The 15,538-nt window shown below is 40.5% G+C and carries 17 protein-coding genes; 3 read left to right on the top strand and 14 right to left on the bottom strand.

From position 1 onward, the window contains the following. Nucleotides 1-427 precede the first annotated feature (427 nt). The 4 genes from ABKW31_RS05005 to ABKW31_RS04990 all read right to left on the bottom strand — a co-directional run bounded on the left by ABKW31_RS05005 (nucleotide 428) and on the right by ABKW31_RS04990 (nucleotide 3,472). Nucleotides 428-886 (bottom strand): TerB family tellurite resistance protein, encoded by a 459-nt coding sequence (locus tag ABKW31_RS05005; RefSeq protein ID WP_348615124.1) that lies wholly within the window; start codon nucleotides 884-886, stop codon nucleotides 428-430. A gap of 164 nt (nucleotides 887-1,050) precedes the next feature. Further along, on the bottom strand, nucleotides 1,051-1,497 hold the full coding sequence (locus ABKW31_RS05000) for a GNAT family N-acetyltransferase (RefSeq protein WP_348615123.1): 447 nt from the start codon (nucleotides 1,495-1,497) through the stop codon (nucleotides 1,051-1,053). Nucleotides 1,498-1,504: 7 nt separating this feature from the next. After that, nucleotides 1,505-3,151: a fused response regulator/phosphatase gene (locus ABKW31_RS04995; protein ID WP_348615122.1), complete on the bottom strand. Its 1,647-nt coding sequence runs from the start codon at nucleotides 3,149-3,151 to the stop codon at nucleotides 1,505-1,507. A gap of 15 nt (nucleotides 3,152-3,166) precedes the next feature. Further along, the gene (locus ABKW31_RS04990; RefSeq protein WP_348615121.1) at nucleotides 3,167-3,472 is read right to left on the bottom strand and encodes an STAS domain-containing protein; all 306 of its coding nucleotides are present in this window, start codon (nucleotides 3,470-3,472) and stop codon (nucleotides 3,167-3,169) included. A gap of 135 nt (nucleotides 3,473-3,607) precedes the next feature. Between ABKW31_RS04990 and yciH the strand changes: the two genes are divergently transcribed. Both yciH and ABKW31_RS04980 read left to right on the top strand, forming a co-directional pair. Next, nucleotides 3,608-3,928 carry a stress response translation initiation inhibitor YciH gene (gene yciH, locus ABKW31_RS04985; protein WP_348615120.1) on the top strand — a complete coding sequence of 107 codons (321 nt, stop codon included), beginning with the start codon at nucleotides 3,608-3,610 and terminating at the stop codon, nucleotides 3,926-3,928. A gap of 26 nt (nucleotides 3,929-3,954) precedes the next feature. After that, the gene (locus tag ABKW31_RS04980) at nucleotides 3,955-4,758 is read left to right on the top strand and encodes a response regulator (protein WP_348615119.1); all 804 of its coding nucleotides are present in this window, start codon (nucleotides 3,955-3,957) and stop codon (nucleotides 4,756-4,758) included. A 98-nt stretch (nucleotides 4,759-4,856) separates the two neighbouring features. Here the strand turns inward: ABKW31_RS04980 and ABKW31_RS04975 are convergent, their stop codons facing one another. The 6 genes from ABKW31_RS04975 to ABKW31_RS04950 all read right to left on the bottom strand — a co-directional run bounded on the left by ABKW31_RS04975 (nucleotide 4,857) and on the right by ABKW31_RS04950 (nucleotide 12,849). Beyond that, a complete protein-coding gene (locus ABKW31_RS04975; protein ID WP_348615117.1) occupies nucleotides 4,857-7,175 on the bottom strand; it encodes a methyl-accepting chemotaxis protein in 2,319 nt (772 codons plus the stop codon). Nucleotides 7,176-7,280: 105 nt separating this feature from the next. Further along, nucleotides 7,281-8,417, bottom strand: a complete 1,137-nt coding sequence (gene tyrA, locus ABKW31_RS04970) for a bifunctional chorismate mutase/prephenate dehydrogenase (protein WP_348615116.1) — start codon at nucleotides 8,415-8,417, stop codon at nucleotides 7,281-7,283. 15 nt (nucleotides 8,418-8,432) lie between these two features. Then, on the bottom strand, nucleotides 8,433-9,521 hold the full coding sequence (locus tag ABKW31_RS04965) for a 3-deoxy-7-phosphoheptulonate synthase (protein WP_348615115.1): 1,089 nt from the start codon (nucleotides 9,519-9,521) through the stop codon (nucleotides 8,433-8,435). Nucleotides 9,522-9,901: 380 nt separating this feature from the next. Next, complete coding sequence (locus ABKW31_RS04960; protein ID WP_348615114.1) at nucleotides 9,902-10,492, bottom strand: DNA-J related domain-containing protein; 591 nt, start codon at nucleotides 10,490-10,492, stop codon at nucleotides 9,902-9,904. A 184-nt stretch (nucleotides 10,493-10,676) separates the two neighbouring features. Continuing rightward, nucleotides 10,677-11,240 carry a sugar O-acetyltransferase gene (locus ABKW31_RS04955; RefSeq protein WP_348615113.1) on the bottom strand — a complete coding sequence of 188 codons (564 nt, stop codon included), beginning with the start codon at nucleotides 11,238-11,240 and terminating at the stop codon, nucleotides 10,677-10,679. After that, on the bottom strand, nucleotides 11,233-12,849 hold the full coding sequence (locus ABKW31_RS04950) for an NAD(P)/FAD-dependent oxidoreductase (RefSeq protein ID WP_348615112.1): 1,617 nt from the start codon (nucleotides 12,847-12,849) through the stop codon (nucleotides 11,233-11,235). The genes ABKW31_RS04955 and ABKW31_RS04950 overlap by 8 nt, the downstream gene beginning before the upstream one ends. 189 nt (nucleotides 12,850-13,038) lie before the next feature. Here ABKW31_RS04950 and fdxA point away from each other — a divergent pair, with 189 nt between their 5' ends. Next, nucleotides 13,039-13,362: a ferredoxin FdxA gene (gene fdxA, locus ABKW31_RS04945; protein WP_348615111.1), complete on the top strand. Its 324-nt coding sequence runs from the start codon at nucleotides 13,039-13,041 to the stop codon at nucleotides 13,360-13,362. A 170-nt stretch (nucleotides 13,363-13,532) separates the two neighbouring features. Here the strand turns inward: fdxA and rplS are convergent, their stop codons facing one another. The 4 genes from rplS to rpsP are packed head-to-tail and all read right to left on the bottom strand — an operon-like array spanning nucleotide 13,533 to nucleotide 15,497. Further along, nucleotides 13,533-13,892 carry a 50S ribosomal protein L19 gene (gene rplS / locus ABKW31_RS04940; RefSeq protein ID WP_348615205.1) on the bottom strand — a complete coding sequence of 120 codons (360 nt, stop codon included), beginning with the start codon at nucleotides 13,890-13,892 and terminating at the stop codon, nucleotides 13,533-13,535. A 19-nt stretch (nucleotides 13,893-13,911) separates the two neighbouring features. Then, the gene (gene trmD, locus ABKW31_RS04935; protein ID WP_348615110.1) at nucleotides 13,912-14,691 is read right to left on the bottom strand and encodes a tRNA (guanosine(37)-N1)-methyltransferase TrmD; all 780 of its coding nucleotides are present in this window, start codon (nucleotides 14,689-14,691) and stop codon (nucleotides 13,912-13,914) included. Further along, a complete protein-coding gene (gene rimM, locus ABKW31_RS04930; RefSeq protein ID WP_348615109.1) occupies nucleotides 14,691-15,215 on the bottom strand; it encodes a ribosome maturation factor RimM in 525 nt (174 codons plus the stop codon). Before rimM ends, trmD begins: the two co-directional genes overlap by 1 nt. A gap of 30 nt (nucleotides 15,216-15,245) precedes the next feature. Next, nucleotides 15,246-15,497: a 30S ribosomal protein S16 gene (rpsP, locus tag ABKW31_RS04925; RefSeq protein WP_306021474.1), complete on the bottom strand. Its 252-nt coding sequence runs from the start codon at nucleotides 15,495-15,497 to the stop codon at nucleotides 15,246-15,248. Nucleotides 15,498-15,538: the final 41 nt, after the last annotated feature.

Below are 15,538 nucleotides of genomic sequence, written 5' to 3'. Positions count from 1 at the left end.
TAACTTCAATAAATATTACTTGAAGCCCTCACTAGGCGAACAGGTAAAATAGGCGTCCTTGCCACACTTAATAACTGATGCAAAGTTATCAAACGTATAGACATCATTAATAGCAAACGCCATTGCTATTAATAATTTAGAAACGCTTTGTCGATACGCTTCACCACACTCGCTATCCATGCAAACGTCTTGAGGAACCGGTCAAGAGCAGTGTGCTTAGTTACCTTTGATATCAGGCTCTGTGCCACAATTATTTTTCAATTTACTTTCAATGACTTAGACTAATTTTTTCATTCATCTGAAAATATACAGAGCAATATGTCCGCACTCAGGCCTATTATGTATGAAATTTGCGACTTCGCTAGGAGATTCAATATTAATTGCTTTAATATCAATTAGTTAGCTAGTCTTTAATCTGCGACCACGGCTAATTTTTAGACGTATTGTCCTGTATGGCGAGTTTACTTTGAATAAATTGACTGTGGGGGATGTATAGCAGTTCTGCAATTTTTCGGATGGTATAATCTTCATCGGGAGTCAATACACGGTCAGCAAAAGCCACGGTCCATAAAGAGTCTAAAATGGCTCTTTTTTGTTCTGGCTGACACCGCGCATTTAATACACTAGTAAACTGCTGAAAATCAACGGCGTCTTCAGCTTGATCTTGGCTCATTGTACAAAGCTGCTCTAACTCACTGTCACTTAAGCTAAAATGCTGGTTAAGTTGTTGTCGATAACTTATTTGTTCTGACTCAGCAAATTCCCGATCTGCACGCATAACTTCGTATAACAGAACTGCAGTTGCCAGTTCAATATTATTATTTTGTTCCGTTTGAGCATTGATCTCCCACTGACTAGTAAACCAATTTTGGATTTGTTTATACATAATAACTTACTCATAAGACGAGGAGTGAAATAAGGGCTTTAGATCGAAGTTATCACTACACCTTCGATCTAAAGCCCAATTTAAAACGTGGGTATGAATGGATAATTATCAAGTCACTATTGAGCTTAAGCTCAAGAAAATACAAATCATTCTAGAAAAATAATTTACTCTTCAAACATTAAATAATGGCTTTCATGCATGCCTAATGCAGTATAAGTACTCTGAGCAACAGTATTGTCTTTTTCAACATAAAGTCTAAATCCGCAGATATTCCCTTGCTCTTCGGCTAGCGCTTTTACTTTGGCATACAATTGGGCATAAATGCCTCTACGTCTAAAGTTCGGTACGATGTAAACACTTTGAATCCACCAAAAAACCGCGTTACGCCAATCGCTCCATTCAGTTGTCACCATCAAGCTGCCTACGACTTGAGCATCTAATTCAGCAACTAAATAAAAACCTTTGTTAGAGTCGGCAACAAGTGCCCCTACCCCTTTGCTTAAGACCTCTGAATCGAGATGTTTTTGCTCGGTTTCAAAAGCCATGTTTTGATTGAATTCAACTAAGGCGGAGATATCTTTATCTTGGGCTACTCGAATATTTAACTGCATGGGTTTCCTATATTTTAAATACAACATTAACTGTACGGCCAGCATCTAAATGCTCTACTGATTGGCATAGCTCTCTAAGCATAGGCAATCCACGACCGAAAGAATCGTCATGTTCACACGATTTTTTTAGTATTGAGGGATCAAATCCCTTACCAGAATCACTTACTTGAATATGTAATGTGCCTTCAATAGGCAGATAATGCACCACAAGATTAACGGTGCCATTGGATAATTTCTCTAGTTTTTCTTGCCTAATACTAAAGTATTCAAAAAAACCTTCGTCGGTATTTTTCAAATTTGAGTCTAATTCTAGGATACCGTGATCGACAGCATTGTTATAAAGCTCACTAATGACGGTAAACAGCTCTGAATGTATACCATAGAGTCCCAGTTGATTGGTCAATAAACGAATCAACTCAATAATGGGCTCTTGTGACTTAATAAGCTGATGATCTAAACAAAGTTCAAATTTAATCGGTAATTGAGAAGCAAGTGGTACTTGGGTAATGGGTTTCAATTCTTGACACGTATAGATAACCAATGTCACATCGTCTTTGCGCAGATTGCTGCCCTCAAACGCCTGGATTTTGCCCAAGATAGATTTAACGTTAGCGAGTGGCTCAGCGATAAGCCAAGATTCTATGCCTGTATCCGTTAGCATTTGACCTTGCTCGTTCATTGCCTCTACCGCACCATCACTAAAGCCTATTAAACGATCGCCATATTGAGCATCAAATCGTTCGATATCACATTCAAATTCATCCTTGTTTAAAATGCCTAGTGCCATATGTTTTGATGTAAACCTTTTAACAATTTTGCCTCCTTGATTCTGCAACATCATCTCAGGCATGCCACCATTCCAAACATCTATTTGTTTACCACTGTGGTTTATTTCAACCAATATTGCGGCAAAAAACATTTCTTCCGGTAATAATTCTAATAGAGTTGCATTAAGTGTCTCTGTCATTTCCATTACCGACAAGCCCTTGCTCGACATAGTATGAAATGCTTTGGCTACAGGCAATGCGCCGATAGCAGCTGCTAGTCCGTGTCCAGTAAAGTCTCCAATTAAAAAATATAGCCCACCACTAGGGCTAGCGTGAGTCAAAAACATATCACCATTAAAGTCACCGGCTGGCTCTAATACAAAATCGATAATGGCATTTAACTCCGGAGCGACTTTTAAGGCATTAGCAAAAATATGTTCTACAATTTTATGCTCACGCTCAATAGCATTGCGGTAAAAGGAGAGTTGTTGATTTTGTTCGATAATTTTTTTACTGAGTAATCGAGTTCGCGCATGAGCCCGAATTTTTGCGGCTAGTATAATCCGATTAAATGGTTTATTGACAAAGTCATCCCCGCCTACTTCCAAACAGCGAGCTAGGGTTTCATCATCTTCTATTGAACTGATAAAGATAATGGGTAAATGCGCGTCTCCCGCCAATCGTTTTAATTTCGGGGCCGCTTCAAAACCATCCATAACGGGCATCACGATGTCGAGTAACACTAAATCGGGTTTGATTCTTTTCGCTAAGGTTATTGCCTCAAAGCCATTTTCGGCTTCATAACAATCAACATAACCTTGTTGCTCAAGCATATGGACTAATAAAAACCGATTTAAGGTATCGTCATCGACCACTAAAATGCGCATAACAGCCTTCTAACCTTAAGAAATATCGAATTTTTTATCAAAACGGGCGATCTGCAATATTTTTAAGACTTGCGGGCGGCATTTAACAATTTGAAAAGAACGGACTTTACTGCTTAAACTGCGATGCATATTAAGCAGCATGCCGAGCGCTGAGCTATCCATATATTCTGTTTTTTGTAGATTGATAATAACTGTGTTTAATTTATCTGTGTCTTCACTATAAGCAATACGAAAGTCTTGAACTTTACTAAAATCAAACTTTTCTTCGAGGTAAATAGTAAGTTGCTTACCATCATCAGCGAATTCTTTGTCTAAACTCATTGTCTACTCCAACTTATGATATAAAACTACAGGACAGTATTAAATAACAGTTTAACGACTTTGCCTATAAAGTTTCCGGCTTTTTTAATACAATAAAGGGGTTTATTAACAAGGCACAATTTTTAGGTAAATGGTATGAGTAACAATAATTTGGTTTATAGCACTGATGTTGGCCGCATAAAACCTCAAGTTCAAACAAAGCCCACTGCCAAGTCGGATGGCATTGTCCGCATCAGACGAGAAACTAAGGGGCGCAACGGCAAAGGCGTAACCACGATTAGTGGTTTAAGTATGACAGATGCCGAGTTTAAAACACTGTGCACTTCTCTCAAAAAACTATGCGGTACTGGCGGCTCGATAAAAGATGGTATTATAGAAATTCAGGGCGATAATAGAGACAAAATTAAGCTCGTACTTGAAAAACTTGGTCATAATGTCAAGTTGGCTGGCGGCTAATTTATAAAAATTAAAGCGGAGTATTGATGAGGCAGTTATCTTTAGCAGATCTAAGTATTATTTTGGTTGAACCATCTGATACGCAAAGAAAAATTATTATAAAAAAATTGGCTGATGAAAATGTATTACATGTTCAGGCATGTGGCGGTACTCAAGAAGCTATTGCCGCTATTCGTCAAAGCCCCCCCGACCTTATTGTCAGCGCCATGTATTTTGAAGATGGCACCGCCCAAGACATCCTAAAACCCGTTAAAAACAACCCTGATCTTGCAGATATTCCTTTTATGTTGGTCTCCAGTGAAAATCGCTCAGAAAAATTGGAGGAGTTCAAACAAGCTGGAGTGTCCGCCATATTACCTAAGCCTTTTACCACTGAAAACCTAAGTAAAGCCTTAAACGCCTCCCTCGACTTAATTAATGCTGATGAACTTGAACTAGAGTTATTTGATGTAGAGCAACTTAGAGTACTTCTCGTAGACGACAGTAAGTTAGCCAGAAACCATATCCGTCGAGTACTAAAAAGCCTTGGTATGCAACAGGTGATGGAAGCTGAAAATGGCGCAGAAGCGCTAACCTTGCTAAAAGATCACACCTTCGATTTGGTCTTTACCGATTACAATATGCCAGAAATGGATGGTCGAGAGCTCTCCGAGTTTATTCGTTTTAACCCGGAAACTGCCCACCTACCCATTATTATGGTTACTAGCGAATCATCTAGTAGCCTACATATGGCTAATATTAGTCAAACGGGTATTAATGCCTTATGTAACAAACCCTTTGAACTAAAAGAAGTGCGTAAAATGATTGTGGCCCTGTTGAGTAATCATTAAATTCCTACAAAACAATCAATAAAACTTAAGGTTTAAGCATTATTTAATCATTAAAAAGGAGCCAACAATGGCTCTTTTTAATGGTACTTTGAGTATCTTTATACTTTAAAACGCCCCACTAAAGAATGAGTATGGGCAGCCGTTATGGCCAAACTATCAGCTGCCTGACTGGTGTGTTTTGCTCCTAACTCTACGTCTGTTGCTAAGCCACTAATGGTGTTCACATTGACTAACACTGAATTGGTGGTTTGATGCTGCTCTTCAGTCGCAGAGGCAACAATCTCAGATAACTCAATGACTTGCTTTAAATTTACTGAGAGTTCGTCAAGGGCTGTTGTCACTAAATCAACTAAATGGATGCCACCATCAGCCGCTGCGGTGGCTCGTTCCATCGCGTGTACTGATTTAGTGGCCGAGACATTCATCACTTCAACTAACTTAGAAATTTCCACCGTGCTTTGCTGTGAACGCGTAGCAAGGGTTCTGACTTCGTCTGCTACCACTGAAAAACCTCTACCCGCTTCGCCAGCTCTTGCCGCTTCAATTGCAGCATTTAAGGCTAATAAATTGGTTTGGTCAGCAATACTAGTAATGACGTTCAAGAACGACGTTATTTGATTGACTTCATTTTTTAGGCTAGCAATTACCTTACTGGAATCGTCAATTAAACTGACTAGTAATTTAATGTTTCCAGCGGCCATGTCAGCCCGCTCCATATTCTCATTTAAACTTTTCTGTGCTTGCAAACTTTGTGAATTGGTATGAACGGTGGATTTGCTTACATCTTCAACCGCAACCGTAAGCTGTTTCATGGCTGTCGCCACCAGAAAACTTTGATCGCGCTGCTGTGCTGTTTTAGACAAGCTTGATTTAGTAATGTTACTTAGTTCTTCAGACGCTGAGGCCAGAGAATCAGCATCACTTTTCAACTGAATAACAATATCGCGTATTTGTTTTATAAATATATTGAAGCCAACAATTATGCGGTCTATTTCAGGAATATTAACGCTATTGATTTTGATGGTTAAATCACCGTCGCCTGACGCTAAGCCATCGCAGGTTTTACCCAACTGGTTTAGCGGGCTAACCAACTTAGCGGCCAGCCAAAGAGTTATAAGAATGGCTACAAAGAGTAAACCTATGCCGAGTATAAACGTGGAGGTAACTAAAGACCTAGCCAGCTCTTTAGCCGGTCTGAGCGCTTCATCCACATCGACTTCAGCAACAACAGCTATTATGTGATCACCCATTTTAAGGGGGGAATAAGCAGAAAATACATCTACCCCACGATAATCTTTAACTACTTTAAATCCTTTTTCACCTGCCAAGGCTTTTTGGGCAGACAATGATTCAACTGGCTGCACGCCGATTGAGGTGCCTTTTATCTGCACTTCTTTCGCTTCCTTTGGGTACTTAGCCGCAATAGCCTTAATGTAATTGTCTTTGTCTTCAATAAAAAACCGACTTTCAGTCAATAAAAAACCACTGTTACTCACAAAATATGTTTCACCTGATTCACCAAAACCTCTTTCATTCCATTTGCTATGGTGAGTTGCCAGGCTATTTATTTTGCCCATCGGCATTTGAAAAATCAGCACAGCGATCACTTTATTATTGGCATAAATCGGCGCTGAAACAAAACCAGCAAAAGCATTGTATGAGGGTAAGTAAGGGGCTATGTAACTAAAATTAACGGTTTCAGGTTTCGCATCCAATGCTGCCTCAAACACCTTACCAATTTCAGTTTTTGCATAGGGGCCTGACTTTAAGCTTGTTGCAAAGTCGAGTTCCTTAAATACGCTGTAAACAATATTTCCTGATACAGCATCGGCAATAAAGATATCGTAGTAGCTAAACTCGTTTAAAAATTTCCTAAATTCTGGATGAAATTTATTATGAGCATTGGCATAAGCAGTATTTTGTTTTAAATCAACAAGTCCATCTTTCATGCCAAGCTCAAAGGAAGAATTAGCAATAAAGTCAAATTGCAAGGCGAGGCCATTATCACTGACCTGACTCAGTGCACTACTGGCATTCGACAGATTATCTGAATTCAGTTTTTTATATTGGTTGGTGAAATCAACATCGTAGTACGATTTCAATTTATTTAATTCACTAGCGTTTATATTACCTCGTGCCGCCGTGTAATTATTAAAGGCAGGTATAAAGGACTGCGCAGCTTCAACAGTGGCTGAGCTAAAAGCTTTCGCTCTTACTTGAGATTCTATGGTGTGAAAATATTCACTAATGGCTTCGGACGTTTGCACATTTTGCGAGAGCAGGCGTTTTTCAACTGCCGCCGTTAAGGAATCAGTCGATTGATTTACTGCCAAATTAACCGAAATAAAACTGAGAAGACCAATAGTAAGCACAACAATAAAGACTATTGCCCAGATTAAACGCATTTTTAACGACATCAGACTTCCTCTAAAATGAACTTTGGTTTAGCTAAAACTCATCCATAAATTTTACAGCAAGTGGTATACGTTTAATCTAAAATTTTGGCCTACAAAACTCGTATTTTAATCGCTCCATGTGCGGTCGTCATCGGCTTTCAATAATAGTTTTTTACTATCGATGAGTGATTGTTTTGAATAATCACCAAACCAAGAACCAATTTTAAAGAAGCGCTTAATAAATTCGCCCTTATTTTTTGCTTCTACTAAGGTCAATGCCTGAGCAAACTGTTCGGCAAATTTAGTCAACAAATGCACACTATCCTTATTATCAAAAATGATATCGGCATAAAGTGCAGGGTCTTGAGCAAATAAACGCCCGACCATGGCTAATTCTAAACGATAAATGGGTGAACTTAATGACACTAATTGTTTTAAATTCGGATTTTCATTAGCTAAGTGTGCTCCAAAGACAAAACTACAGAAATGCCGCATTACTTGAATAAAACCCATGGCGTCATCATGTTGTTTGGCATCACTGTACTGCAAAATAGCCCCCCAAATAGTAATTTGTTGTAACAGCCATTGATATTTATCTTGATCACGACCATGGCACACTACTACCACCTGTTTAACCAAACTAGGCACATCTGGGCCAAACATCGGGTGCAAACCAAGCACTGGTCCGGAGTGAACTTTGAGCATGGCTTCTAAGGGCTTCTGCTTGGTACTGGTGATATCCACTAATAAACAATCAGCAGGGAGATTATCGAGTTTAGCGATAATCTCCGTTGTCATCTGGATAGGTACGGCAACCAGCACTAATCCCGCATCTTTAAAGATATCAGCACTATTTAGCCAATCCTTTTTCTCTAATATGCTTACTGGATAGCCACTTCTAGTAAACATATCGACAAATACGCGTCCCAATGCTCCTGCACCGCCAATCACGACTATTTTTTTTATGTCAGGCCTGGTGCATAAATAATTTACATTTTGGGTATGATACGACTCGCGCATTATGCGCCGTAGTAAGTCCTCAACCAACATAGGAGAAACCCCAAACTCCTTGGCTTGCTCTCGACGTTTAGCGATTAATTCAGCTTCGCGTTCTGGTACATAAATAGGTAAACCAACACGACTTTTGTATTGACCAACTTGGGCGGTAATTTTAGCTCTTTGCGCTAATAGTTCGACCATCTGGCTGTCAATTTTATCAATCTGAACGCGCAGTTCATCGAGCGAGTTGGGGGATTCGGTCATTTCACTTCCTGACAATTATTTATCGTTCATCTTATTTAAGCGCATCGGTAATACAGTAATCAACTTATCTCGGATATGGTTGATCACGTCATCCGTAGATTTCCAATCAATACAGCCATCGGTAATCGATACGCCATAGGCTAGGTCGGCTGGTTTTTTACCATCGCTACTTTGAGCACCGTGATTTAAGTGACTTTCCAGCATAATACCGATAACCGATTGATTACCCTCTAATATTTGATTAACAACATTTTGTGCAACCAAGGGTTGACGGCGAAAATCTTTGCTTGAATTAGCGTGACTACAATCAATAACTAAGCCTGCACTTAATTTAGCATTGGCCATTTCAGTTTCACAATCGGCAACACATACCGAATCAAAGTTGGGTTGTTTGCCACCTCGCAGAATAATGTGACCGTCGGGATTACCTTGAGTCTGAATGATACTAACTTGTCCATCACCATTGATCCCCATAAAACTATGGCCTGAGGCAGCAGATTGCAAGGCATTTATAGCAATACCAAGACTTCCATCAGTGCCATTTTTAAAACCGACAGGCATAGATAAACCACTGGCCATCTCCCGGTGAGTTTGCGACTCAGAGGTACGTGCGCCAATTGCTGACCAACTAAATAATTCAGCTAAATACTGCGGACTGATTGGATCTAGTGCTTCGGTTGCAACAGGTAATTCCAGTTCAGCCAACCAAATAAGTAGTTCACGAGCTTTTCGCAAGCCAGTTTCAATATCAAAGGTTCCGTCGATATGTGGATCGTTGATTAAGCCTTTCCATCCCACCGTGGTGCGGGGCTTTTCAAAATAGACTCTCATCACAATGTATAAAGTATCTTTACAGGTCTCATGTAACTCTTTAAGTTTCAGAGCATATTCTTTTGCCGCTTCGACATCGTGGATTGAGCAAGGCCCACAAATAACTAAAAATCGATGGTCACGACGATGAATTATATTGCTAATTACTCGGCGTGAAGACTGGATAATTTCAAGTGATTGTTGACTTACGGGCAATTCAGCTTTTAAGGCTGAAGGAGTGACTAATACTTTCTCTGAGGTGACATTTATATTGTTTATACTATCGCGTAACATAATTTACTCTTAACTGCGTCAAAGCTCTGACTGGGAATTATAGATTAGATGCTTTCAAAAGATTAGATATTTCAAACCTTAATTGCTTGTACACCTTTATTTACAATCATTTAAAATCTATATTTATTAACAGGGTTGACTTTTTAACAGGATAGAATTTTGTATGCAAGCGATTATTGATTTCTACGCTAAAAAACACTTAATACCGCTAATAACTGTGCAAATTAAACACAATCGCTGAACTAAGATTAAAAACACATTGCATATTGAAGTGTAGCCTGATTGCAAGCCATTTACCCTTGCTTGCTTTTGATTAATAAGCGTGAGAACGAATGCTGGCAAAACCACCAATGGGATTTTCCAACAGGGTTTGTATTATTTCAGCTTAAATAGGCTTTTAAGCGTTTGAAATTAGCTTCTATTTGTTGTGACTTTTCTGTATCGCCGCCTTTATCAGGATGATGTAAATGCTGGTATTTATGGTAGGCCGTTTTGACTTGACGAAAGTCACTATCTACAGCGAGGTCAAAGTAAGCATAGGCCGCTTTAACACTCTCCCTATCAGGCACAGATTGCTGACCTTGCATGGCTTTCCAAAAGCTTTGCAAGAGCTTTTCAACATCACCTTCTGTTGTGTCGCTAAAGTTATTCCAATCTAAATAATACCCTTGCAACTTATCTGGTTCTGTCATACCGGGCTTATTGTTGTGATAGGGCCATAATCTAATATTTGATGGATGGATCCTGATATCAGAAACTTGTTCACACAAGTAAGCCGCTCGCAGTTGATATAAACTGTGAAACAATACAAAGTGGCTTTGAAACATTAGTAAAGGTTCGGATAGACAATTTTTATCGAAAATTTGATAGGGCTTTGCTTGTAATAATTTGAATAGCTCGTATTCACTTTTCCCTTCTGGATATGTTTTTAAAATTAGGGTTAAGGCATTTTCTAATTCAAGGTGGCGCAAACTTGACTCCTACTATGACAGTTAAAGCAGCTAAAAATTACCACAAGTAGGCAATCAATTGTCGAATAATAGAGTGACTTAAACGGTAAAGGAAGCCTATTGCCAATCGGATTATTTGGATTCAATTGCACATGATCTTTGCTTTATGCTTTGTTTACCATAACCATGATACGCATGGTGCAGTTTATAATTCGCGTATTAGCTTTGCTGGCACCCCAGCCACTAGCGTGTTGGCCGCAACATTTTTATTGACCACCGCACCAGCGGCAACCACCGCATTATCACCAATGGACACACCATCCAATATTTTTACCCCGGCTCCTATCCATACATTGTTGCCTATGGTAATTGGCCGCGCGATTTCAATGCCTTTTTTACGCTCATCGGCATTGAGCGGGTGGCTTGCTGTCGAAATAATAACGCCAGGGGCCAGCATGACATCATGACCAATCGTCACTGAGGCAGCATCGAGAATAACTAAACCATGATTCGCATAAAAATTGCTGCCTACGTGAATATTATAGCCATAGTCGCAATAAAAATACGGCTCTATCCACGCACTTCCAACGCTGCCAAATAGCTCTTTGATAATACGCCGACCTCCTTTGCGATCATCGATGTCATGCTGATTAAATAACTGGCATAACTTCTTGGCTTTCGCTCGCTCTTGTTGCAGCTGTTTGTTACTTGGAAAGTACGGAAGGCCCTGCACCATCTTCTGTTGTTCAGTCAGTTCAATATCAGTCATGTTTGACGTCGGCCATCATGGCTAAGGCTAAAGCTTCTGCCACTCTGATGCCATCAATTCCAGCAGACCAAATTCCACCGGCATAACCTGCCCCTTCGCCAGCGGGATACAAACCTTTGGTATTGACACTTTGATAGTCCTCACCACGTTTAATACAAATAGGTGAAGATGTGCGAGTTTCAACGCCGGTTAATAAACCATCTTTTTTAGCAAAACCCTTGATTTGACGATCAAAGGCTGGGATCGCTTCACGGATCGCTTGGATAACAAAATCAGGCACCACTTTGCTAAGATCAGTTAGGGTAATGCCAGGCGTATAGGAAGGTTTAACGTCACCTAACTCATTACTGACTTTACCCGCTAAAAAGTCACCAATGAGTTGGGCTGGTGCATGATAGTTTTCACCTCCGACTTTATAAGCCAGCTCTTCTAAACTGCGTTGTAAAGCGATACCTGCTAAAGGATGCCCTGGATAATCCACTTCTGGTGTAATACCCACCACAATGGCGCTATTAGCATTGCGCTCATGGCGAGAATATTGGCTCATACCGTTGGTTACCACTCTGCCCTCTTCTGACGCGGCAGCAACCACAGTTCCACCCGGACACATACAAAAGCTATAAACCGTACGACCATTTTTACAGTGGTGCACTAACTTGTAGTCGGCTGCACCCAAAATAGGATTACCTGCATTGTCACCAAAACGGCAAGCATCAATCATAGACTGTTCGTGTTCAATTCTAAAACCAACAGAAAAGGGCTTAGCCTCAATATAAACACCCTGTTCATATAGGGCTTCAAAGGTATCTCGAGCACTGTGACCTATTGCCAAAATGACATGTTTGGCCGCTAAGAACTCACCATTAGATAAATGTAAGCCTTGGAGCTGATGATTTTCTATTTGGAGTTTTTCAACCCGAGTACTAAAGCGCATTTCACCACCGAGGGCGATAATTTGTGCACGCATTTTCTCCACCATATTAACCAATTTAAAGGTACCAATATGCGGTTTACTGACATACATAATTTCTTCTGGTGCACCGGCTGCAACAAACTCATGAAGTACTTTGCGCCCGTAGTGTTTGCGGTCTTTTACTTGACTGTATAATTTTCCATCTGAAAATGTGCCCGCTCCACCCTCACCAAATTGCACGTTTGATTCTGGATTGAGAGCCTGTTTACGCCAAAAACCAAAGGTATCTTTTGTGCGTTCACGGACCGCTTTGCCTCTTTCTAATACAATAGGTTTAAAACCCATTTGCGCTAATATTAAGGCAGCAAATAGACCACAAGGCCCCAACCCTACGACCACTGGTCTGGCGCTTAAGGTTGCGGGTGCTTGTGTCACAAACTTGTAGGTCATATCTGGTGTGATGCGAACATGTTGATCATTGGCAAATTTTTGCAACAATTCGTCTTGCTGGTTCACTTCAATGTCAAAGGTGTAAATTAATTGAATGTCTTTTTTATTACGTGCATCGTAAGCGCGTTTAAAGATTTCAAACGACAGTAATTGCGCCTTACTTATTTTTAATTTATCTAAAATAGCCTGTTCAAGCGCGGCTTGAGCATGATCTAAAGGCAATTTAATTTCGGTAAGACGTAACATAATAAAATCCAGTATCAATTTGAACGACCAGACAGGCCATCTGTCAGGGCGGCGTATTTTAAGTTACTTAGCCAATATAAGGTAGGTAAATCAGTATTAATTAGGGTATTTAATCGCCTAAGCTGCTTGTTTTTTTGCCTTGCTACTTTATGATCACGCTACCTGAATCCATCTCACTTTATGTAAATTATGACCTTCGTAGTAACTGATAGCTGTATAAAATGTAAATACACCGATTGTGTAGCCGTATGCCCGGTGGATGCGTTTTTTGAAGGTGAGAACTTTTTAGTCATTGATCCAGATATATGTATTGATTGTGCTCTGTGTGTGCCTGAATGCCCGGTTGATGCAATAGAGCAAGACACTCAATTAAGTAGTGAGCAACAGGTATTTTTGCAGATAAATGCCGAACTTGCCAAAGTATGGCCCAACATTATAGAAGTCAAAGCGGCACCAGAAGACGCTGACGAATGGAATGGTGTGGCAAACAAACTGCCCTTGTTACAACGCTAATATTAATAATCTGCAACTAAACGGCAAATAAACTCGGCGCCATCAAGTTAGTGAGTGATTATTGTGAAGAAGAGGGTCAAAAAAGTCACACATGCAATACTGAAGGCTATAAACAAAAACCCGCTATTAAGCGGGTTTTTTTATAAGTTAACGGTAACGCAAAATTTATATTAGTTAAGCTTTTCTTTGATACGTGCAGAACGACCTGAGCGGTCACGCAAGTAATAAAGTTTAGCACGACGAACATCACCACGACGTTTCACTTCAATAGAACTGATTGCCGGGCTGTGTGTTTGGAAAATACGCTCAACACCTTCGCCGTCAGAAATCTTACGAACTGTAAAAGCAGAGTGTAGGCCACGGTTACGTTTAGCGATTACAACGCCTTCGTAAGCCTGAAGACGCTCTTTTTCGCCTTCTTTAACGCGTACTTGCACAACTACTGTGTCACCAGCGCCGAACGCAGGAACATCAGTCTTAAGCTGTGCTTGTTCAATTTTTTTGATGATATCTTGATTTACTTTACTCATCATATCCTCTCATTCTAGATTAACTGTCGTTTTGCTGCAGAACTTGTCGCTGGTATTCAGCTAACAAACGTTGCTGCTCCTCAGTCAGAGCTAGATCGTTTAATAATTCAGGGCGTCGTTGCCAGGTTCTACCTAACGACTGTTGTAAACGCCACTGCCTGATTTTGTCGTGATCACCACTTAACAACACCTTAGGAACCAGCTTGCCATCCAAGTTTTCGGGACGGGTATAATGGGGACAATCGAGCAAACCGTCGCTAAACGAATCTTGCTGTGCCGATTGTTCATGTCCAAGTACACCTGGCACCAACCTCGAAATCGCATCCATTAAGATCATCGCCGGTAATTCGCCGCCACTTAACACGTAATCACCAATCGACCATTCCTCGTCTACTTGGCTTTGAATTACCCGTTCGTCAACACCTTCGTATCGACCAGCAACTAGTATCAAACTCACATTTTCAGCAAGCTCTTTTACCCCGGCTTGATCCAGCTTTTTCCCTTGGGGAGAAAGGTAAATCACTTTCGTTTGTTCTCCTGCCGCATTTTTTGCCGCAAGAATTGCATCTTTTAGAGGCTGAACCATCATCAACATACCAGGACCACCACCGTAGGGACGGTCATCTACAGTCCGGTGTTTGTCGTGTGTAAAATCACGAGGATTAAAACACTCTACTAGCACCTTGCCGTTTTTAACGGCGCGTCCTGTAACACCTTGTTGGGTAAACATCTGCATCATTTCTGGAAACAGAGTAACTACACCAAACCTACGTTGTACATCCTGTGACGGTAACTGCATTAAAATGCAGGATCCCAATCTACTGTGATTGTCTTCGCCTCACGGTCTACCTGCTTGACAACTTGGTCAAGTAAGTACGGAACCATGCGTTCTTTTTGACCAAAAGCATCATTCAAATTAGCTTTAATTAACATTACGTCATTAGCGCCTGTTTCAAACAATTCTTTTACTACACCCAAGCTATAACCTTTTTCAGTTACTACTTGCATGCCGACTAACTCACGCCAATAAAAATCGTCACCTGCCAATTGAGGTAGCTGTTGTGCTTTAATTGAAATGTCGAGATTTTTGATACTTTCAGCATCATCTCTGGTTTCAACCCCAACCAACTTGGCCACTAAACCTTTATTGTGGGTTCGCCATTGGTCAACAACGTATTCCTTATTCTCTTGACCTAAAAGCCAAGGTGTATAAGTAAACACGCCGTCTTGTTCATGGGTAAAAGTGGTAATTTTGACCCAACCTTTGACACCGTAAGGTGCGCCGATGTTGCCAACTACCAATGTGTCAGACGAGTGACTCATTTAACCCTCTATATTGTTTTGCAACAGCAATTAAGCTGCTACTTTTTGAGCGTCTTTTACCAAGCGAGATACGCGCTCAGATAAGCTTGCGCCTACCCCAACCCAGTACTCAACACGGCCAAGGTCTAAGCGTAAACGCTCTTCAGAACCTTGTGCAGTAGGATTGAAAAAACCTACTTTTTCAATAAAACGACCATCGCGTGAACGACGACTGTCTGCCACTACCACTTGATAAAATGGACTCTTTTTTGCACCACCACGCTGTAAACGAATAGTAACCATATTTGCCTCAAACTCGTTGTAGCGTTAACGTTAACTTAATG

Origin of the sequence: Paraglaciecola sp. 25GB23A, assembly GCF_040012495.1 — a bacterium.
GTDB lineage: Bacteria > Pseudomonadota > Gammaproteobacteria > Enterobacterales > Alteromonadaceae > Paraglaciecola.
This window is presented reverse-complemented; position numbering and strand designations above follow the sequence as displayed.